At 73.9% G+C, this 19,376-nt stretch carries 18 protein-coding genes; 8 read left to right on the top strand and 10 right to left on the bottom strand.

Translation table 11 applies throughout. From position 1 onward, the window contains the following. Positions 1-121 precede the first annotated feature (121 nt). Positions 122-1,267: a hypothetical protein gene (locus ACI793_RS18100; RefSeq protein WP_456607768.1), complete on the top strand. Its 1,146-nt coding sequence runs from the start codon at positions 122-124 to the stop codon at positions 1,265-1,267. Between the two features lie 36 nt (positions 1,268-1,303). Here ACI793_RS18100 and ACI793_RS18095 read toward each other — a convergent pair whose 3' ends face one another. Beyond that, complete coding sequence (locus ACI793_RS18095) at positions 1,304-2,173, bottom strand: tryptophan 2,3-dioxygenase (RefSeq protein WP_456607767.1); 870 nt, start codon at positions 2,171-2,173, stop codon at positions 1,304-1,306. 238 nt (positions 2,174-2,411) lie between these two features. Here ACI793_RS18095 and mqo point away from each other — a divergent pair, with 238 nt between their 5' ends. Together mqo and ACI793_RS18085 are read left to right on the top strand one after the other, a co-directional pair. Beyond that, positions 2,412-3,914 carry a malate dehydrogenase (quinone) gene (gene mqo / locus ACI793_RS18090; protein WP_456607766.1) on the top strand — a complete coding sequence of 501 codons (1,503 nt, stop codon included), beginning with the start codon at positions 2,412-2,414 and terminating at the stop codon, positions 3,912-3,914. Between the two features lie 201 nt (positions 3,915-4,115). Next, positions 4,116-4,319, top strand: coding sequence for a cold-shock protein (locus tag ACI793_RS18085; protein WP_040339557.1), 204 nt, complete (start codon positions 4,116-4,118; stop codon positions 4,317-4,319). A 76-nt stretch (positions 4,320-4,395) separates the two neighbouring features. On the opposite strand, the gene ACI793_RS18080 is transcribed toward ACI793_RS18085, so the two are convergent. The 5 genes from ACI793_RS18080 to ACI793_RS18060 all read right to left on the bottom strand — a co-directional run bounded on the left by ACI793_RS18080 (position 4,396) and on the right by ACI793_RS18060 (position 7,997). Next, a complete protein-coding gene (locus tag ACI793_RS18080; protein WP_456607765.1) occupies positions 4,396-4,854 on the bottom strand; it encodes a flavodoxin family protein in 459 nt (152 codons plus the stop codon). Positions 4,855-4,861: 7 nt separating this feature from the next. Continuing rightward, positions 4,862-5,422: a G/U mismatch-specific DNA glycosylase gene (gene mug, locus ACI793_RS18075; RefSeq protein ID WP_456607764.1), complete on the bottom strand. Its 561-nt coding sequence runs from the start codon at positions 5,420-5,422 to the stop codon at positions 4,862-4,864. 24 nt (positions 5,423-5,446) lie between these two features. Beyond that, the gene (locus tag ACI793_RS18070; protein WP_456607763.1) at positions 5,447-6,265 is read right to left on the bottom strand and encodes an anti-sigma factor; all 819 of its coding nucleotides are present in this window, start codon (positions 6,263-6,265) and stop codon (positions 5,447-5,449) included. Beyond that, complete coding sequence (locus ACI793_RS18065) at positions 6,262-6,897, bottom strand: sigma-70 family RNA polymerase sigma factor (RefSeq protein WP_456607762.1); 636 nt, start codon at positions 6,895-6,897, stop codon at positions 6,262-6,264. The genes ACI793_RS18070 and ACI793_RS18065 overlap by 4 nt, the downstream gene beginning before the upstream one ends. A 254-nt stretch (positions 6,898-7,151) precedes the next feature. Next, the gene (locus tag ACI793_RS18060) at positions 7,152-7,997 is read right to left on the bottom strand and encodes a formate/nitrite transporter family protein (RefSeq protein ID WP_456607761.1); all 846 of its coding nucleotides are present in this window, start codon (positions 7,995-7,997) and stop codon (positions 7,152-7,154) included. Between the two features lie 378 nt (positions 7,998-8,375). Between ACI793_RS18060 and pdxY the strand changes: the two genes are divergently transcribed. Together pdxY and ACI793_RS18050 are read left to right on the top strand one after the other, a co-directional pair. Continuing rightward, positions 8,376-9,227: a pyridoxal kinase PdxY gene (pdxY, locus tag ACI793_RS18055; protein WP_456607760.1), complete on the top strand. Its 852-nt coding sequence runs from the start codon at positions 8,376-8,378 to the stop codon at positions 9,225-9,227. Positions 9,228-9,781: 554 nt separating this feature from the next. Continuing rightward, on the top strand, positions 9,782-11,401 hold the full coding sequence (locus ACI793_RS18050; protein ID WP_456607759.1) for a peptide chain release factor 3: 1,620 nt from the start codon (positions 9,782-9,784) through the stop codon (positions 11,399-11,401). Between the two features lie 34 nt (positions 11,402-11,435). Here ACI793_RS18050 and ACI793_RS18045 read toward each other — a convergent pair whose 3' ends face one another. The 3 genes from ACI793_RS18045 to ACI793_RS18035 form a co-directional block, all read right to left on the bottom strand. Then, entirely contained in the window at positions 11,436-11,843 is a 408-nt protein-coding gene (locus tag ACI793_RS18045) for a four-helix bundle copper-binding protein (RefSeq protein WP_456607758.1), read from the bottom strand. A 117-nt stretch (positions 11,844-11,960) separates the two neighbouring features. Beyond that, a complete protein-coding gene (locus ACI793_RS18040) occupies positions 11,961-12,785 on the bottom strand; it encodes a hypothetical protein (protein ID WP_456607757.1) in 825 nt (274 codons plus the stop codon). 34 nt (positions 12,786-12,819) lie between these two features. Next, positions 12,820-14,244 carry an NADP-dependent succinic semialdehyde dehydrogenase gene (locus ACI793_RS18035; protein WP_456607756.1) on the bottom strand — a complete coding sequence of 475 codons (1,425 nt, stop codon included), beginning with the start codon at positions 14,242-14,244 and terminating at the stop codon, positions 12,820-12,822. Between the two features lie 207 nt (positions 14,245-14,451). On the opposite strand from ACI793_RS18035, the gene ACI793_RS18030 reads away from it, so the two are divergent. Further along, on the top strand, positions 14,452-15,429 hold the full coding sequence (locus tag ACI793_RS18030) for an anti-sigma factor RsbA family regulatory protein (protein ID WP_456607755.1): 978 nt from the start codon (positions 14,452-14,454) through the stop codon (positions 15,427-15,429). Here the strand turns inward: ACI793_RS18030 and ACI793_RS18025 are convergent. After that, the gene (locus ACI793_RS18025; protein WP_456607754.1) at positions 15,410-16,894 is read right to left on the bottom strand and encodes a mannitol dehydrogenase family protein; all 1,485 of its coding nucleotides are present in this window, start codon (positions 16,892-16,894) and stop codon (positions 15,410-15,412) included. The two genes, ACI793_RS18030 and ACI793_RS18025, sit on opposite strands and share 20 nt — an antisense overlap. Before the next feature lie 127 nt (positions 16,895-17,021). On the opposite strand from ACI793_RS18025, the gene ACI793_RS18020 reads away from it, so the two are divergent. Both ACI793_RS18020 and ACI793_RS18015 read left to right on the top strand, forming a co-directional pair. Further along, entirely contained in the window at positions 17,022-18,197 is a 1,176-nt protein-coding gene (locus ACI793_RS18020; protein ID WP_456607753.1) for an acyl-CoA dehydrogenase family protein, read from the top strand. Between the two features lie 7 nt (positions 18,198-18,204). Then, on the top strand, positions 18,205-19,353 hold the full coding sequence (locus ACI793_RS18015; RefSeq protein WP_456607752.1) for an acyl-CoA dehydrogenase family protein: 1,149 nt from the start codon (positions 18,205-18,207) through the stop codon (positions 19,351-19,353). Positions 19,354-19,376: the final 23 nt, after the last annotated feature.

The following is a 19,376-nucleotide window of genomic DNA, read 5'->3' as shown; positions in this document are numbered from 1 at the left end:
CCCCCCGCCCCCCCCCCCCCCCCCCCCCCCCCCCCCCCCCCCCCCCCCCCCCCCCCCCCCCCCCCCCCCCCCCCCCCCCCCCCCCCCCCCCCCCCCCCCCCCGCGACGACGGAGGTGGGTCGTGCAGCAGGACGGCAGTGGGCCGCGCCCGTCCCGGCAGCTCCTGCCGCCGCGCGTCCACCGGATCTGGGCCCGGCACCCCCGGCTGGGCATGGCGGTCAAGGCCGCGGTGGCGGCATCCCTGGCGTGGGCGCTGGTCCAGCTCGTCCCCGGCCCGGCGGCCGACTACCCGTACTACGCCCCGCTGGGCGCGCTGATCGCCACCTCGACGACCCTGACCGGCTCGGCGCGCGAGGCGGCGCAGGCGGTGACCGCGATCTCCCTCGGCGCGGCGGTCGCGCTCGCCGCCGATGCCCTGGGCGGACCGAACCTGCTGACGCTCGCGCTGGCCGTCGCCGTCGGCGTGCTCGTGGGCAGCTGGTCCCGCCTGGGCGGCTCGAAGAGCTGGGTGCCGACGTCGGCGCTGTTCGTCCTCATCATCGGCGACACCAACCCGACGGGCTACGTCCTCGGCTTCGCCGGCCTGACCCTGCTGGGGGCGCTCGTGGGCCTGGCCGTCACCGCGGCCTTCCCACCGCTGCCCCTGGCCCCCGCGCAGGAACAGCTCCAGCTGCTGCGCGAACGCCTGGCCGACCAGCTCGACGACCTCGCCGGCGGCCTGCGGCTCGAGCACCCGCCGACGGCCGAGGGCTGGCAGGAGCGCATCCGGACGATCGATCCGGTCCTCGCGTCGATGCGGGCGGCGGTCGAGCAGACCCGGGAGGCGAAGCGTGGGAACCGCCGGGCGCGCCGGTACGCGCAGGACGCCGATCAGCAGCTGCGGCAGTCCCGGACCCTGGAGCGGCTGACCCTGCTGGTCGAGGAGCTCACCGACGTGCTCACCGACAGCGAGCGCGCGGAGTTCGAGCACGTCGCCCTCGGGCCACCGCTCCGCCCGGCCGCGGCCCGCACGCTCAGCGCCCTCGGCGGGGCCCTCCGCTCGGTGGACGCCGAGACCGCGGACCGGGCATCGCTGCGGGAGGCGGAGGAAGCGCTCCAGGAGTTCCGCGACGAGGTCCGCCGGACGCGGACGACGACCCAGGACGACCTCTTCGTGGCCGGCAGCGTCATCGACGCGGTCCGTCGTGGACTGATGTCGCTCAGCCCTCCGGAGGCGGCCGCCGCCCACTCGCCGGAGCCGCCGGACCGGCCGGAGCCGTCGCGATGACGGGCCCGGTCCGGCCGACGGTGCGGTGCGGAGCGCTCAGGTCCCGATCTCCGTGCGGACGGCGTACAGCTCGGGGAAGAAGGTGAGGTCGAGCGCACGACGGAGGAAGCCCACCCCGGACGATCCGCCGGTGCCGGTCTTGGCGCCGATCGTGCGCTGGACGGTGAGCAGGTGCCGGAACCGCCACATCTGGAAGTTGTCCTCGATGTCCACGAGGCTCTCGCACGCCTCGTAGACGCCCCACGGGGTGTCGGTCGACTCGTAGATGCGCCGGAAGACCGGGACGAGGCCGGCCTCGAACCGCCAGGCCTGGCGGACGTCCCGGCGCAGCACGGCCTCCGGCACGTCGAAACCCGAGCGGGCCAGCAGCCGGAGGAACTCGTCGTACAGCGTCGGGGCCTCCAGCAGCTCCGCCAGCAGCTGCCGGGCGGCGGGCTCGCCCTCGAAGACCTGGAGCATCGCGCCGTTCTTGTTGCCGAGGACGAACTCCACGGCCCGGTACTGGTGGGACTGGAAGCCCGAGGCGTTGCCCAGCGCGCCGCGGAACTGCGCGTACTCCCGCGGCGTGAGGGTGGCCAGCACCGACCACTGCTCGGTCAGGGTGCGCTGGATGTTCTTGACCCGGGCCAGGCACTTGAGGGCCGGGTCGAGGTCGTCGGCGGCGAGGTAGCGCCGGGCAGCCATCAGCTCGTGGAGCACCAGCTTGAGCCAGAGCTCGCTGGTCTGGTGCTGGACGATGAAGAGCAGCTCGTCGTGGTGCTCCGGCCGGCTGCGGGGCTCCTGGGCGGTGAGGAGCCGGTCGAGCCCCAGGTAGCCGCCGTAGCTGTCGTCGGCGGTCAGGTCGGTCCGGATGGACTGCTCCAGCGCGCGCTCAGCACGGGCCGGGTCGTCGGGAACGGTGGCCATGACCGGCACGCTAGCCCTCCGGACGGCGGCGCCCGTCTGCTCTGGAAGAGTGATGCGCCGTCCGGGCATGCCCGGACGGCGGACGGGGAACTCCCCGGTCGGGCGGCGCCGCGGACGCACAGCCCCCGCTGCGCGAGATTCCTCACACCGCAGCGGCTCACGTCGGCGCCCGTTTCGTCCGACCATCTAGGGTGCGGCGCTTGCGTGCGCCCTCACGCGGTAGGCCAGAGAGGCAGAAGTGACTTCGGATCCCGGCGTAGTAGCTGACAGCGCGAACCCCGACGTGGTGCTCGTGGGTGGCGGCATCATGAGCGCCACCCTGGCCGCGCTGTTCGGCGTCGTCGCCCCCGACTGGTCGGTCACCGTCTTCGAGGCCGGCCCCGCGCTGGCCGGCGAGAGCTCGGACGCCTGGAACAACGCCGGCACCGGTCACGCCGCGCTGTGCGAGCTCAACTACACGCCCGCCGGCCCCGACGGCCAGGTGGACGCGACGAAGGCCGTCTCGATCAACGAGCAGTTCCAGATCTCGCGGCAGTTCTGGTCGCACCTCGTCCGCGGTGGCATGACCGGATCGCCCAAGGACTTCATCACCCCCGTCCCGCACGTCGGCTTCGTGACCGGCGAGGAGGGCCGCCGCTACATGCGCGCCCGCTACGCGGCGCTCAAGGCCCAGCCGCTGTTCGCCGAGATGGAGTACACCGAGGACCCCGCCGTCCTCGCCCAGTGGATCCCGCTGGTCATGAACGGCCGCGACCCGGAGCAGGTGGTGGCCGCCACCCGCTCGATCGCCGGCACCGACGTGAACTTCGGCGCGCTGACCAAGCTCCTCCTCGCCGACGCCGAGACCCGTGGCGTCGCCGCGCACACGAATCAGCGCGTCTCGGGGCTCGAGCGGGAGAGCGACGGCCGCTGGAAGGTGACCGTGCGCGACACCCGCACCGGCGAGCCGCGCACCGTGCGGGCCCGTTTCGTGTTCGTCGGCGCCGGCGGTGGTGCGCTGCCGCTGCTGCAGGGCACCGGCATCCCCGAGATCGCCGGTTTCGGCGGCTTCCCGGTGAGCGGGATGTTCCTGCGCAGCACCTCCCCGGAGCTGGTCTCCCAGCACCAGGCGAAGGTCTACGGGCAGGCCGCCGTCGGTGCGCCCCCGATGTCGGTGCCGCACCTGGACCTGCGGCTCATCGAGGGCGAGTACTCGCTGCTGTTCGGGCCCTACGCCGGCTTCTCCCCCAAGTTCCTCAAGGCCGGGTCGATCTTCGACCTGCCGCTGAGCGTGAAGCCGAACAACCTGGGCTCGATGCTGGGCGTGGCCCGCACCGAGCTGGCCCTCACCAAGTACCTGATCGGCGAGCTGCTGCAGTCGCGCGGCGCCCGGCACAAGACCCTGCAGGGCTTCGTGCCGGAGGCCGAGCAGGCCGACTGGGACATGATCACGGCCGGCCAGCGCGTCCAGGTCATCAAGCGTGATCCCGCCACCGGCAAGGGCATGCTCCAGTTCGGCACCGAGCTGATCGTCGGCGCCGAGGGCAGCATCGCCGGCCTGCTGGGCGCCTCCCCCGGCGCCTCGACCGCGGTCGCGGCGATGCTCACGCTCCTGGAGCGGTGCTTCCCCGACCGCATGACCGCCTGGCGTCCCCGGCTGCAGGAGGCGATCCCCTCCTACGGGCACCGGCTCTCGGAGGAGCCGGCGCTGCTGGCCCAGGTGCGCGCGGACACGATGCAGACCCTGGAACTCAACGGCTGAACCGCCGCCGTGGCCCCGGGCTACCGTCCCGGGCCGAAGTCAGGGTAGGGTTCTGCCCGGTCGCTGTTGTACCTCTGCTCGTTCTCGAACGTCCGCAGTCGTCTCTGCCCTGACGTTCCTCTCGGTCCTGCCGGTCGGTGCGGCGGCCCCGGATCGGCGCACTGCCGGTCCGGTCACCTCCAGCACGGAAGAAGATCGAACATGGCTCAGGGCACTGTGAAGTGGTTCAACGCGGAGAAGGGCTTCGGGTTCATCGCCCAGGACGGCGGCGGCGCCGACGTCTTCTGCCACTACTCCGCCATCGTCAGCGACGGCTACCGCTCGCTCGACGAGGGCCAGCAGGTCGAGTTCGACGTCACGCAGGGCCAGAAGGGCCCGCAGGCGGAGAACGTTCGCCCCATCTGATCTGAACTGATCCCCGACGGGGGTCACGGCGCTCCGGCGCCGTGGCCCCCGTCGGCGTTTCCGGGGTCCACCGGGCTCACCGCCCGCCGCGGTCCTCCAGGCCCACCGCCACGGTCGCGGCCAGCTCGCCGACGGCGTCGAGATCGTCCGGCGAGGCCGACCCGGTGAGGCTGAGCGGCGCGGCCACCTGCTTCCAGCGCAGCGCCCCGGTGATGCGGTCGATGCTGGACAGCGCGCCCGCGGTGTCGTCGTTCCCGTGCACGTAGACGCCGTACGGCAGCCCCACCGTGGCGTCGAGGCACGGGTAGTAGACGGTGTCGAAGAAGTGCTTGAGCGCTCCGGACATGTAGCCGATGTTGGCCGGGGTGCCCAGCAGGACGCCGTCGGCGGCGAGCACGTCCGCCGGTCCCGCCGACAGGGCCGGCCGGAGCGTCAGCTCGACCTCCTCCACGAGGGCCGCGCCCTCCTTCACCGCCTCGAGCACTGCCTGGAGCGCGGGCGAGGGGGTGTGGTGGACGACGAGCAGACGAGGCATGACCCGATCATCCCGCGTCGGCGCCGCCCGGTGTCGTCCGGCGGGCCGCTGCCCGAAGCTCCCCGTACAGCCGCGCCAGATCGGGCAGCTGGAAGTGGGCGTTGAGCCCGCTGGGGTTCGGCACCACCCAGGTGCGCACGCCACCGACCCGCTCGGCCTGCTCCCCCAGGCCGGCGCCGGGCCGCTCGAACGCCAGCCGGTAGGCGCCGATGCCCAGCACCGCGAGCACGCGGGGGCGGTACCGGCCCACCAGCGCCGCCAGGGCGGCGCCGCCGGCCCGCAGCTCCTCCCGGCTCAGCTCGGCCGCCGTCCGCGTCGGACGGTCGACGAGGTTGGTCACGCCCAGGCCGTGCCGCAGCAGCTCGCGGTCCTCGTCCGGGGTCAGCCGTCGCGGCGTGAGCCCCGCCAGGTGCAGCGCCGGCCAGAACCGGTTGCCGGGGCGGGCGAAGTGGTGCCCGCGCTCGGCCGACATCAGCGAGGGGTTGATCCCGCAGAAGAGCACGTCGAGGTCCGGAGCGACGACGTCGGGCAGCGGCTTGGCCGGATGCCCTGCGGCGGCGACGCCCACGACGGTGCTCCTGGAACCGGACGCTCAGCTGGGCAGCGAGCCCCGGGCGACCACGTCGGTCGGGGCCTCGGGCGCGCTGTCCCCCGGCTCGATGCTGATGCCGTAGCCGGGGAAGTCGTCGGCACCGTCGACCTCGATGCTGCTCAGCTGCACGTCCGACCCGGTCACGTCGAAGGTGCCCAGCGCCCGCGGCGTCCCCTCGTCCAGCCCCCACAGCACGTAGGTCTCGGCGTCGACGTCGTTCGCCGGGAGGCCCTGGCTGACCACCTGCACCCCGTCGTCGCGGGCCAGCAGCGTGGCCACCGTCCGGCCGTCGTCGGTGTCGACCGGGACGACCGTCGCCGGACCGGGGCGCAGCAGCTGGTCCACCAGAGCGGCCTGCGCGGCAGCCGTCCGCTGGGCCTCGTCCCGGTCGTCCAGGAGCGCCACCGTCCAGCCGCCCAGGCCCACGACGGCGGCCAGCGCGGCCGCCACCAGCGCCGCCATCCACCGCCGGCGCGGCGCCGGGACCGCCACGGGTGCGGCGGCGGGCGGCTCGGCCGGCCGTGCGGAGGCGCCCGCGGGAGCTCCCGCCACTGCGTACGGCGTGTCCTGCGGGGTACGCGCCACCTCCGCCCGCAACCGCTCGCCCAGCGAGCGCGGCGGCTCGGCAGCCGGCGCGGCGCCGGCCATGGACGCCATGACCTCGGCGGTCTCCTCGACGAGCTGCCGGCAGTACGGGCAGCCGTCGAGGTGCGTGAGGAACAGCTCGGCGTCCTCGGGCTCCAGGGCGTGCAGCGCCCAGCCGACCGCGAGCTCCTCGAAGGCCTCGTCGTGGCCGGGACCCGGCCGGGGGGTGCTCATCGCGAACCCCCGTCCGACGGCGCGGCGGCGCCGCGGCCCTCGCCGGCGGGCCCGGCGCCGCTGTCCAGCTGCGACTTGAGCTTGCGCATCCCCGAGAGCATGCGCGTCTTCACGGTGCCCAGCGGCACGCCGGTCAGCGCGGCCACCTCCCGCTGTGTGTAGCCGCCGTAGTACGCCAGGGCCAGCGCCTCGCGCTGGGCCGGGGGGAGCTCGCCGAGGGCGGTGCGGACCTGCTGGGAGACCACCCGGTCGACGGCCTGCTCCTCGGCGTCCCGCGTCGCGGTCGGTGTGCTCAGTGCCATGTCGTCCTCCGCCCGACGGCCGCGCCGCCGGTGCCCTTCCTCGCGTCGCACCGCGTCGACCGCCTTGTGGTGCACCATCGCCAGCAGCCAGGACGAGACGCTCGCGCGCCGCTCGTCGAAGGCCGCCGGGTTGCGCCACACCGACAGGAAGACCTCCTGGACGACGTCCTCGGCGAGCCCGTCGTCGAGCAGGATCCGGCGGGCGAGCGCGAACGCCGGCCGGCCCAGGAGCTCGTAGAGCTCGTCGACGGCGTGCCGGTCCCCCGTCCGGATGCGGGCGACCAGCGCCGCGGCGGCCGCGTTGTCCGGCCGGCGTGCCGGTTCCTCCATGATCGCCACGGTATCGGGCGACCGCCCGTGGCCGGCGGTCGGAGCGCGCACCGGGAGCAGTTCCGTCCCCGCGACAGGTCGCACGGTCGTCTCCTCGGCGTCGGTGGGCAGGCCGTCGGGAGCATTCGTGCCGGGGACCGGATCGGTTCAGCCGTGCCCGCGGCGTTCCGGCCGGCTGCCGGCCAGAACCTGCGCATCCCGCAGCGCGTGCACCACCGGGAGCCGCCCCGGTGCGCCACCCCGCCGAGGACCGGTCAGGAGCGTTCGGCGCTCTCCGCACCGGCCGGGTCCGCCTGGTCGTCGTCCTTGAGGAACAGGTACCAGTACGACGTGGCGACGAACACGACGGCGCCCAGCAGGTTGCCGGCGCCGGCGAGCAGCCAGTTGAGCAGCGTCTCCCCCCAGCCGACGTCGGGCACCCCCGCGAAGATGGCGGCCGGCAGGAAGAACATGTTGGCCACGACGTGGTCGAACCCCATCGCCACGAACGCCATGATCGGGAAGAAGATCGCCAGGATCTTCCCCGAGACAGTGGTGGCCGCCAGCGACATCCAGACGGCCAGGCAGACCAGCCAGTTGCAGCCCACCGCCCGCAGGAACGTCTGCCAGGGCGACTCCCCCAGCGCCTTGCCCTCGGCGATGCCGGCCAGCCGCTCGTAGGTGAGCCCGGCGTTGCCGCCGGCGTCCGCGTCCCCGATGACGCCGGTCTGCACGGCCAGGAACCAGGCCACCACCAGGGCACCGATCAGGTTGCCCAGCAGGACCAGCGAGAGGTTCTTCGCGACGTCGCCCGCGCCCAGCTTCCCGCGCATGGCGCCGAGCGGGACCAGCGCCATGTTGCCGGTGGCGAGGTCCGACCCGGCGATGAGCACCAGGACGAGCCCGAGGGTGAACGTCGCGCCCGTGAACAGCGTCGGCAGGGTGCCCCAGGTCTCGGGGTCCAGGCCGGAGGAGACCGAGATGGCGACCAGCCCGCCGAACGCGATGTAGGCGCCGGCCAGGAAGGCGCTGACCAGCACCTTGTCCCAGGTCCGGCGCGTCTTCTTCGCGCCGGCCTGCGCCGCCACACGGGCGATCTCCTGCGGTTCCCGTGCGGTCATCGGTGCCTCCGCGTCTGCTGGTCCGAGTCCGGCGCGGCAGCGCGCCGGCCCGGTGCTACCCGGTCAGCGGCGCACTGATGCCGGCCAGGTCGCACCAGGAGCGGGAGACCCCGTCGTCGGCCGGGCTCCCGGGGTCCGCTCGGTGGCCGTGCCGGTGCGCGACGGCACCGGAACGGTGCGCGCCGCCATGAACGTGACGGTGCACGCCGCGGAGACACCAGCACCGACCGGCTCCTGCAGGACCACCTGCCGCTGCTGCAGCGCACCGCCGGTGACGTCAGCGCGGAGTGGGCGCTCTGGCAGTCCCGCCCGCACGTGGAGCTCCCCCGCCGTGACAGCGGGTCGGCCAGCGCCTGAGCCGGCGTCTACGTTCTCCCTGTGCTGAACGTCCTCTCCATCCAGTCCCACGTCGCCTACGGGCACGTGGGCAACGCGGCCTCGGTGTTCCCCCTCCAGCGCCTCGGGGTCGAGGTGTGGCCGGTGCACACCGTCCAGTTCTCCAACCACACCGGCTACGGGAAGTGGACCGGACGGGTCTTCGACGGCCAGGCCGTCGAGGAGGTCGTGGACGGCATCGCCGACCGCGGGGTCCTGCCCTCCTGTGACGCGGTGCTCTCCGGGTACCTCGGCTCGGCCGACATCGGGCACGCGGTCGTGCAGACGGTCTCCCGCGTGCGTGCGGCGAACCCCGACGCCCTGTACTGCTGCGACCCGGTCATCGGCGACGTCGGCCGCGGGGTGTTCGTCCGCCCCGGCATCGAGGAGCTGATGCGGGAGGTCGCCGTGCCGGCGGCCGACGTCGTGACCCCCAACCACTACGAGCTCGACCTGCTGGCCGGGACGACCACCCGCTCGCTGGACTCGGTCAAGGACGCCGTGGCCGCGGTGCACGCGCTCGGGCCGCGGGTGGTGCTCACCACCTCCCTGGACGCCGAGGACACCCCGGACGACGCCGTGGACCTGCTGGCCTCCGAGGGCGGGCGGCACCACCGCGTGCGCACCCCGAAGCTGGGTCTGTCGGTCAACGGCGCCGGGGACGCGATCGCCGCGCTCTTCCTCGCCCACCTGCTCCGGACCGGCTCGCCCGCCGACGCGCTGGGGGCGGCCGCGGCGTCGGTGTTCGGGCTGCTCGCCCGCACCGAGGCCGCCGGATCGCGGGAGATCCTGCTGGTCGCGGCCCAGGACGAGTACGTCTCGCCCAGCCGCACCTTCGCCGTCGAGGAGGTCTGACCGCCCTCACGGGCTCCGCAGCGCCGTGCCCAGGATCTGCGGTGCGATGGGCATCGGCACCCGGACGTCGGGGAAGCGGAAGCGCTCCACGCGCTCGAGCGTGACACCGGCCCCCGCGATCGCTGCGGCCGTGTCGCGGCCGGTCGCTGTGCTGCGCCGCGCCGCGCCGCTCGATCGCCGGGGCCATCCGAGCCCCCAGCCGCGCGAACAGGGGGTGGTCCACGGCCGGGCCGGCCGAGCTCCGGGTCATGGCTCCACCGTGGCCGGGCTCCGGGGGTCCGGCACGGGTCGTCCACCCGGGCGCGGCGTCCCCGTGCCGCGCCCAGGCGCATGCGCGCTGCCTCGAGGGGTGCCGAGCCCGCGCCCATGCGCATCCGGGCAGGTGCCGGACCGTCCAGGACGCATCCGGGCTGCGGCTCCTCGGCGGCTCCGTCCGCGCTGTGCGGACCGCCGGTGACCGAGGACGCACCCGCCCGGTCCCCAGAGCGCGGATACTGTCGAGTCGTGCTCCCTGTCGAATCCGCCGTGACCCGCGCTGCCCGGACGACGCTGCGATGAGCGTGGTCGAGGAGCGGGCGGGCGGCGGCCGGAGCGCGCGGGACGCCGTCGACCAGGCCGGGCGACGGCGCACCTTCGCCGTCATCAGCCACCCCGATGCCGGCAAGTCCACGCTCACCGAGGCGCTCGCCCTGCACGCCCGGGTGATCGGCCAGGCCGGTGCGGTGCACGGGAAGGCCGGCCGGCGCGGCACGGTGTCGGACTGGATGGACATCGAGAAGGCGCGCGGCATCTCGATCACGTCGGCGGCGCTGCAGTTCGAGTACCGCGACGCGGTCGTCAACCTGCTCGACACCCCCGGCCACGCCGACTTCTCCGAGGACACCTACCGCGTGCTCACCGCGGTGGACGCCGCGGTCATGCTCGTCGACGCCGCCAAGGGGCTCGAGGCGCAGACGATGAAACTGTTCGCGGTCTGCCGGCACCGCGGGATCCCGGTGCTCACCGTGATCAACAAGTGGGACCGCCCCGGCAAGGACGCCCTCGAGCTGATGGACGAGATCAGCGAGCGCACCGGGCTGACGCCGACGCCGCTGACCTGGCCGGTGGGGATCGCCGGTGACTTCCGCGGCGTGCTCGACCGCTCCGACGGTTCCTACCGTCGCTTCACCCGCACCGCCGGTGGCGCCACCATCGCCCCCGAGGAGACCCTGCCTGCGGACGCCGCCCTGGCCCGAGAGGGCGAGGCCTGGCAGCAGGCCGTCGAGGAGGTCGAGCTGCTCGGGGCCAGCGGCCAGGACCACGAGCAGTCGCTGTTCCTGGACGGCGTCACGACGCCGGTGCTGTTCGCCTCCGCGGTCTCCAACTTCGGCGTCGGCGCGCTGCTCGACACCCTCGTCGACCTCGCCCCCGCCCCGACCGGCATGCCCACCGCCGACGGCGCGGTCCGCGAGCTCACCGACCCGTTCAGCGCGTTCGTCTTCAAGGTGCAGGCCGGCATGGACACCGCGCACCGGGACCGGCTGGCCTTCATCCGGATCTGCTCGGGGGTCTTCGAGCGGGGCATGGTGGTCACGCACGCCCGCACCGGGCGCCCGTTCGCGACGAAGTACGCGCAGCACGTGTTCGGCCGGGACCGGGAGAGCATCGACGTCGCCTACCCCGGCGACGTCGTCGGCCTGGTGAACGCCAACGCGCTCGGCGTCGGCGACACCCTGTACGCCGAGCAGCCGGTGCAGTTCCCGCCGCTGACCACCTTCGCGCCCGAGCACTTCGCGGTGTGCCGGGGCCGGGACGCCGCCAAGCACAAGCAGTTCCGCAAGGGCATCGCGCAGCTCGACAGCGAGGGCGTGGTGCAGGTGCTGACGTCCGACCGCCGCGGCGACGGGGCGCCGGTCCTCGCCGTCGTCGGCCCCATGCAGTTCGAGGTCGCGACGCACCGGATGGAGCACGAGTTCGGTGCTCCGGTGGATCTGGACCGGCTGCCCTACAGCCTGGCGCTGCGCACCGACGAGGCGTCCGCGCCCGGGATCCTCGCCTCGGCCCGCAACGCGGAGATCCTGCGCCGCGGCGACGGCGAACTGCTCGCGGTCTTCCCCGACAAGTGGGGGTTGCGGGTGCTGCAGCAGAACAAGCCCGAGCTGCTGCTCGAGCCGCTGGTCGCCGCCCAGCTCTGAGCGCCCGGCGGCGACCGGCGCGGCGCGGGCGGCGTCAGCCGAGGGTGGCGATCAGCGTGCGGCACGCCTCCTCGCAGCGGCGGCAGGCCTCGGCGCAGACGCGGCAGTGCTCGTGCATCTCCGCGTGGGGCGCGCACTCGTCGCCGCAGGCCTTGCACGCGGCGGCGCAGGCCTCCAGCACCGCGCGGGTGAGGTTGGCGTCGTAGCCGGTGTGGCGGGACAGCACCCGGCCGGTGGCCTCGCAGACGTCCGCGCAGTCGAGGTTGGTGCGGATGCACTTCCGCAGCTCGGCCACCATGTCCTCGCTGAGGCAGGCGTCGGCGCAGGCGGTGCACGCCTGGGCGCACTCCACGCACGCCTCGATGCAGGCGGTCAGGGCATCGCGGTCGACGCCGCCGAGATCCTTCGGGTAGGTGGCCAGCATCTGTGCTGCGACGGTCATGCGTTCCTCCAGGTTGGATCCGGCCCGGCGACGGTCCGTGCGCCGGGGGCTCGCGCCGTCGGCGGCCGTACCCGGGGACCGGTGGCCCCGGCACATGACGTTCCGGTGACGGCGACATCAGTCCGCCGTCAGCGTCGCCTCGATCCCCGCGATCGTCGCCTCCTCCACCGGGAGGTGGGGCAGGACGGCGGCCACCTCCTCGGGCTCCAGTCCGGTCCCGGCGAGCGCGGCCAGCAGGAGGTCGGCCTCCGCCGGGGGCACCGGGACGGTGCAGCCGGACTCCTCGAACGCCGCCCGGGCCAGGAAGAGCGCGCCGGCGAGGCCGTCGTCGGGCGCCGTCCGGGGCGGGGCGGTGGGGACGGCGGCCCGCGTGGCCGACTCGGCCGCCCGGACCAGCGACAGCGGCAGCCCCTCGGTCTCCACCTCCAGCAGCGGCAGCGCCCCGAGCGCGGCCAGGACCAGCTGCTCGGCGTCGATGCGCAGCGGCGGCTCCCACTCCCCCGCCCGCACGACGGCGGCCGGATCGGTGCCGTCCTCGCCCACGTCGTCGGCCAGCTCCGCCCACGCCTCGGGGCGGTCGGTGCGGGCGCGGTCCGCCGCCGCGAGGCACGTGTCGTGGACGAAGGGCACCAGCACCTCGTCGTCGAAGCGCTCGGCGTGCACGCCGCCGTCGGCGGCCAGGGCGTTGAGCGCGTCCTGGAAGCTGCCGGGCACGGCGTCGCCGAGGTCGAGCCGGCCGCCGTCCTCGCTGCTCAGCGGCAGACCGCCCGCGGCACGCTCGCCCAGGGTGGGCCCGCTGGGCTGCGGCACCCCGCCGCGCCGGCGCAGGTGCGGCCGGTCGGACAGCCCCACCGCCCAAGCACAGGCCTCGGCGATCAGCGCGGGGGTGCGCTCCCGCAGGACCTCGCGGGCCAGCAGCCCCATCCAGTCGACGTCGAACACGGCTACCAGTGTCCCAGCGGGCGCCCGCCGGTGGTCACTCCGCGGCGGCCGCCGCGGTGTTCCCCTCGCCCTGCTCGCTGCTGGGCGGCCCCACCCAGACGGTCTTGGCGTTCATGAACTCGCGCATGCCGAGGTCGGTGAGCTCGCGGCCGTAGCCGCTCTGCTTCACCCCGCCGAAGGGCAGCTCGGGGTAGCTCGTGGTCATGCCGTTGATGAACGCCATGCCCGACGCGATGTCGCGGACGAACTGCGCGCGCTCGTCCTCGTCCTCGCTCCACAGGTTGCTGCCCAGGCCGTAGGGGTGGGCGTTCGCGATCTCGATGGCCTCGTCGAGGGAGTCGACCGTGAACAGCGCGGCGACCGGGCCGAACACCTCTTCGGCGTAGAGGTCCATCTCGGGGGTGATGCCGCTGAGCAGCGTCGGCTCGTAGAACCAGCCGGGCCGGTCCACGCGCCGGCCACCGGCGAGCACGGTCGCGCCCTTGGCGACGGCGTCCTGCACGTACCTGTCGACGTCCTCCAGGCCCGACTCGGTGGCCAGCGGGCCGACCTGCGTCGCCTCGTCCATCGGGTCGCCGACGGTGAGGTCGGCGATCTTCGCGGCGAACAGGCGGGTGAACTCCTCGGCGACGTCGCGGTGCACGAAGAACCGCTTGGCCGCGATGCAGCTCTGCCCGTTGTTCTGGTTGCGGGAGGTGACCGCGACCTCGGCGGCGCGGTCGAGGTGCGCCGAGGGCATGACGATGAACGGGTCGCTGCCACCCAGCTCGAGCACGGTCGGCTTCAGGGCGTCGCCGGCGATGGAGGCGACCGACTGGCCGGCGGGGGCGCTGCCGGTGAGCGTGGCGGCGGCGACGCGGTCGTCGCGCAGCACGCGCTCGATGGTTCCCGAGCCGATGAGCAGGGTCTGGAAGACGTCGTCGGGGAAGCCGGCCGTGCGGAAGAGCTCCTCCAGGTAGAGCGCGGTCTGCGGCACGTTGCTGGCGTGCTTGAGCAGGCCCACGTTGCCGGCCATCAGCGCCGGCGCGGCGAAGCGCATGGCCTGCCAGAGCGGGAAGTTCCACGGCATGACGGCCAGGACGACGCCGATCGGCTGGTGGACGACGTAGGCCTGGGTCGCACCGACGGCGGCGGCGTCGCAGGGCAGCGGTTCCAGCAGCGCCGGTCCGTGCTCGGCGTACCAGCGCAGCGCCGCCGCGCACTTGCCCACCTCGGCCTTCGCCGAGGCGAGCGTCTTGCCCATCTCGGTGGTCATCAGCTCGGCGACCCGGTCGGTGTCGGCATCCAGCACGTCGGCGGCCGCGCGGAGCCAGCCGGCCCGCTCCCCGGCCGTCGTCCGCCGGTAGCGGGCCGCAGCGGCGGCGGCCCGCGCGAGCTTGTCCTCGAGCGCGGTGTCGGAGAGCGGCTCGAACGTCCTGAGCGTCTCCCCGGTGGTCGGGTTGGTGGTGGCGATGGCCATGGATGGATCCCTCCGTCGTCCGCCGTGCTCACCTGCCCGGGTCACCGCCGGCGAAACGGCCGCTCCCCGCATCCCGCGGACCCGGCACCAGCGGGCGCCGGGTCCGATGGCCATCCGACGCATGACGGTCGGGTCCCGGGGTACGACGGTCGCCGGGACACAGGTGCAGCAGGGCGCCCGTGGCCCTGATCTGCGGGGGTTCCATCCGTGAGTGTGCTGGGTCCTGCCGGCTGCGTGCCGTCCTCGGGCCGCTTCCGGCACGACGGCTTCCTCTACGACGACGACGAGCACCTGGCGAGCGTGGCGGCCCCCTTCCTCCGTGACGGGCTGGCCGCAGGTGAGGCCGCCGTCCTCACGACCAGCCCCCGTGCCGCCGGAGTGCTGCGCGACGCCGTCGGCGACCACCCCCGGCTGCTCGTCCTGGAGCGGCACGACGCCTACCTGTCCCGCACCCCGACGGCGATCACCACCTTCCGCCGGCTCGCCGAGCAGTTCACCGCCGAAGGCGTACCCCGGGTGCGCGTCGTCGGCGAGGCGGACTTCGGCGCGACCGAACGCGACTGGGTCGAGTGGCAGCGCTACGAGGCGGTCATCAACGAGGCGCTGGCCGGCTGGCCGCTGTGGGGCCTGTGCGTCTTCGACACCGGCCGGCTCCCCCGGCCGCTGCTCGACTCGGCCCGCGCCACCCATCCCACGGTGACCGGATCCGACGGGCCGGCGGCCAACCCCGACTTCGTCGAGCCCGCCACCTTCCTGCGGAGCCTGGCCGTCCCGGACGAACCGCTGGAGCGCACCACGCCGCAGCTGACCGCTCCGGATGTCACGGACTTCATCGGACTGCGGCACGCCGTCGCGGCCGAGCTGGCCCGCACCGAGGCCGACGCGGACCTGGTGGAGGACTTCCTGCTCGCGGTGGACGAGATGGTCTCCAACGCGGTGCGCCACGGACTCCCGCCGGTCAGCCTGCGGCTCTGGACCACCGCGGACAGGATCGTGTGCACCATCGGCGACGGCGGCCCGGGCTGGGACGACCCCTTCGCCGGCTACGGCCCCGCCCACGGCGACGACCTGTCCCGCGGCGGCATGGGGCTGTGGCTGGCCCGCCAGCTGTGCGACCACGTCGACATCTCCGGCGGGCCGGACGGGACCGGGGTCCGCGTGCGGCTCACCGTCCGCCTGCCCTGAGGACCTCCTCGAGGGCGGCCCGGGTCCCCCGGCGGCGCACCAGGTCCAGCGTCGCGACGTAGGTCTCGGCGAAGCGCGCGTCGTCGACCAGGTTCCCGAACAGCTCGCGGTCGGAGACGAACGCCAGCGGCTCCTCCCCCTGCCTCCGGGCCGCCGCCGTCAGCCGCTCGCGCAGCGGGTCGACCACCTCGATCGGGGCGCCGTCCTCCCCGACGCCCTCGGCGTACCGCGCCCAGCCGGCCAGGACGGCCACCGAGCAGCGGATCTCGCCTCCGGAGGCCAGGTTCGCGCGCAGCACCGGGAGCAGGAACTTCGGGATGCGGTCGGAGCTCTCCGCGCAGAGCCGGGCCAGCGTGTCGCGCACGTTGGGGTTGGCGAACCGGCCGATCAGGTCCGCCTTGTAGGACTCCAGGTCGATACCGGGGACCGGCGCGAGCGTCGGCGTCGCCTCCTGGTCCATGTAGCCGTGCAGGAACCGGCGGAACAGCGGGTCCTGGCAGACGTCGTGCATGAACGTGTAGCCGGCCAGCGTGCCCAGGTACCCCATCGCCTGGTGGCTGCCGTTGAGCAGCCGCAGCTTCATCAGCTCGTAGGGCTCGACGTCGTCGACGAGCTGGACGCCCACGTCCTCCAGCGGTGGACGGCCGCTGCCGAACCGGTCCTCCAGCACCCACTGCGTCCACGGTTCGCAGACCACCGGCCAGGCGTCCTCGACCCCGAACCGCCGGGCCAGCTCGGTGCGGTGCACGTCGGTCGTCGCGGGGGTGATCCGGTCGACCATCGAGTTCGGGAACGGCACCTCGGCCTGCACCCAGGCCCCCAGCGCGGGGTCGCGGAGCGCGGCGAAGGCGGCGAAGCTGCGCCGGGCGACGTCCCCGTTGCCGGGGATGTTGTCGCACGACATGACCGTGAACGGCGCGACGCCCCGCTCCCGGCGGCGCACCAGCGCCTCGGTCACCAGGCCGAAGCTGGTCCGCGGGGCGGCGCCGGGCGCCAGGTCGGCCCGCACCGCGCCGTCGGCCGCGTCGAAGGCGCCGGAGACGGCATCGACGTTGTACCCGCCCTCGGTCACGGTGAGGGAGACGATGCGGATCGCGGGGTCCGCCATCCGCTCCACCACGGCCTCGGGGTCGTCGGGAGCGAGCAGGTACTCGACGACCGAGCCGATCACCCGGGCGCCGAGGAAGCCGTCGGGATGGGTCACCACGAGCGTGTAGAGGCAGTCCTGCGCCGCCATGACCTCGGCCATCCGCCGGTCCCCCGGCAGCACCCCGACACCGCAGATCCCCCAGTCCAGGGCGCGCCCCTGCTCCATCAGCCGGTCGAGGTACATCGCCTGGTGCGAGCGGTGGAACCCGCCGACCCCCAGGTGGACGATGCCGGCGCGCACCCGCCGCCGGTCGTAGCCGGGGGTGGAGACCGAGGCGCTCAGCCGGGGCAGGGTGCGCGAGGACAGGGAGGGCACCCGCACCACCTTGCCCCGGAGTCGAGCGCGCTAACGGGAGGGGCGAACCGAATGCCGTTCGGGGATGTGGGATCGTCGCACCTACACGTCGAGACCGCAGAGCGACTGCGGTCAGGAATGAGGACCGATGCAGCTGCAGCTGTCCCCGGAGATGCAGGCCTTCCGGGAGGAGATGCGGACCTTCTTCACCACCCAGGTGCCGCAGGAGATCCGTGACAAGGTGGCCGCCCGCCGCCACGCGACGAAGGAGGACTTCGTCACCACCCAGCAGATCCTCAACGCCGCCGGGCTGGCCGTGCCGCACTGGCCCGTCGAGTACGGCGGCCGCGACTGGACGCCGCTGCAACGCCACATCTGGCGCGAGGAGATGCAGCTGGCCCACGTGCCGGAGCCGCTGGCGTTCAACACCAGCATGATCGGCCCGGTGCTGGCCCAGTTCGGCAACCAGGAGCAGAAGGACCGCTTCCTCGCCAAGACGGCCAACCTCGACATCTGGTGGTGCCAGGGCTTCTCGGAGCCCGACGCCGGCTCCGACCTGGCCGGGCTGCGCACCGTGGCCGTCCAGGACGGCGACGAGTGGGTGGTCAACGGTCAGAAGACCTGGACGACCATGGGCCAGCACGCCGACTGGATCTTCTGCCTGGCCCGCACGGACCCGACGGCGGAGAAGAAGCAGCGCGGCATCTCGATGCTGGTCTTCCCGATGGACACCCCCGGGGTGACCCTGCGCCCGATCGAGCTGCTCGACGGCGGCTTCGAGGTCAACGAGGTCTTCTTCGAGGACGTCCGCGTCCCCTCGGAGAACCTCATCGGCGAGGTCAACAAGGGCTGGGACCAGGCCAAGTTCCTGCTCGGCAACGAGCGCGTCGGCATCGCGCGCGTCGGCGGCACCAAGGGCATGCTCGCCCTGGCCAAGGAGCTCGCGCGGGAGACGACCTACAACGGCCGCCCGCTGCTGGAGGACGCGCGCTACTCCTCCCGCATCGCCGAGATCGAGAACGAGCTCGTCGCCCTGGAGCTGACCGCGCTGCGCGTGGTCGCCAACTCCGCCGACGGCAAGCCGCACCCGGCGTCCTCGGTGCTCAAGCTCAAGGGCTCGGTGCTGCAGCAGGAGGTGACCGAGCTGATCGTCGACATCGCCGGCCCGCTGTCGGTCGCCTCGTTCGCCGAGGAGGGTTCCGACGTCCCCGACTGGGCGCGGGTCGCGGCCCCCGAGTACCTCAACTACCGGAAGGTCTCCATCTACGGAGGCTCCAACGAGGTGCAGCGCGTCATCATCAGCGGCACGATCCTGGGGTTGTGAGATAGCCATGGACTTCACCTACAACAGCGAGCAGAACGACCTGCGCGAGGCCGTCGCGGCGCTGCTGGCGCGCGCCTACGGCGACAGCGAGGTGCGCCGCAAGGTCACCAAGAACGACCCGGGCTTCGACGAGAAGGTCTGGGCGCAGCTGGCCGAGATGGGCCTGCTGGGCCTGCCCTTCGCCGAGGAGCACGGCGGCATGGGCGCCGGCCCGGTCGAGGTGGCGATCGTCGCCGAGGAGATCGGGCGGGTCCTGGCACCCGAGCCGTTCATCGAGGCGGTCGTCCTGGCCGGCGGGCTCATCGACGCCGTCGGCACCGACGCGCAGAAGGGCGAGCTCCTCGAGCCGATCGCCGACGGCACCTCGCTGCCGACCTTCGCGCACGCGGAGATCGGCGCCCGGTGGACGCCCACCGCCTCGGCGGTCACGGCGACCGAGGCCGGCGGCGGCTGGACGCTCAGCGGCGTCAAGGAGCCGGTGCCGCACGGTGCCCGCGCCGACGTCCTCGTCGTCTCCGCCGCTCTGCCGGGCGGTGGCACCGGGCTCTTCGTGGTCCAGGGCGACGCGACCGGCCTGAGCCGGACCGGTTACCGCAACCACGACGGCACCCGGTCGGCCAACGTCCGCTTCGAGGGCACCCCGGCCACCGTCCTGGGCGCCGGCGGCGACCAGACCGCGGCCATCGAGCGGGCGCAGGCTCTGGCCCGGATCGCCTACAGCCACGAGGCCGTGGGTGCCATGGACACGGCGCTGCGCACCACCGTCGAGTACCTCAAGACCCGCAAGCAGTTCGGGGTGACGCTCAACAAGTTCCAGGCGCTGAACTTCCGCGCCGCGGACATGTACGTGTCCCTGGAGCTGGCCCGCAGCATCGCGCTGTGGGCGTCGGTGGTGCAGCTGTCCGACGGTGACGTCGTCACCGCCGCCGACCGGGCCCGGCTGCTCACCAGCCGCACCGGCCGGCACATCGGCAAGGACGCCATCCAGCTGCACGGTGGCATCGGCGTGACCGCCGAGTACAAGGTCGGTCACTACACCAGCCGGCTCACCGCCATCGACCACCTGCTGGGCGACGGCGACTTCGCCGCCGACCGGCTGGCGGCCAAGGTCGGCAGCTACCCGACGGTCGACCCGCTGGGCGCCCCGTACGCCTGACCGGCATCCGCACGCACGACGGA

This window comes from Blastococcus sp. SYSU DS0617 (assembly GCF_054051075.1).
Note: the sequence above shows the minus strand (reverse complement) of the source record. Positions and strands in the feature narration are given on the sequence as shown.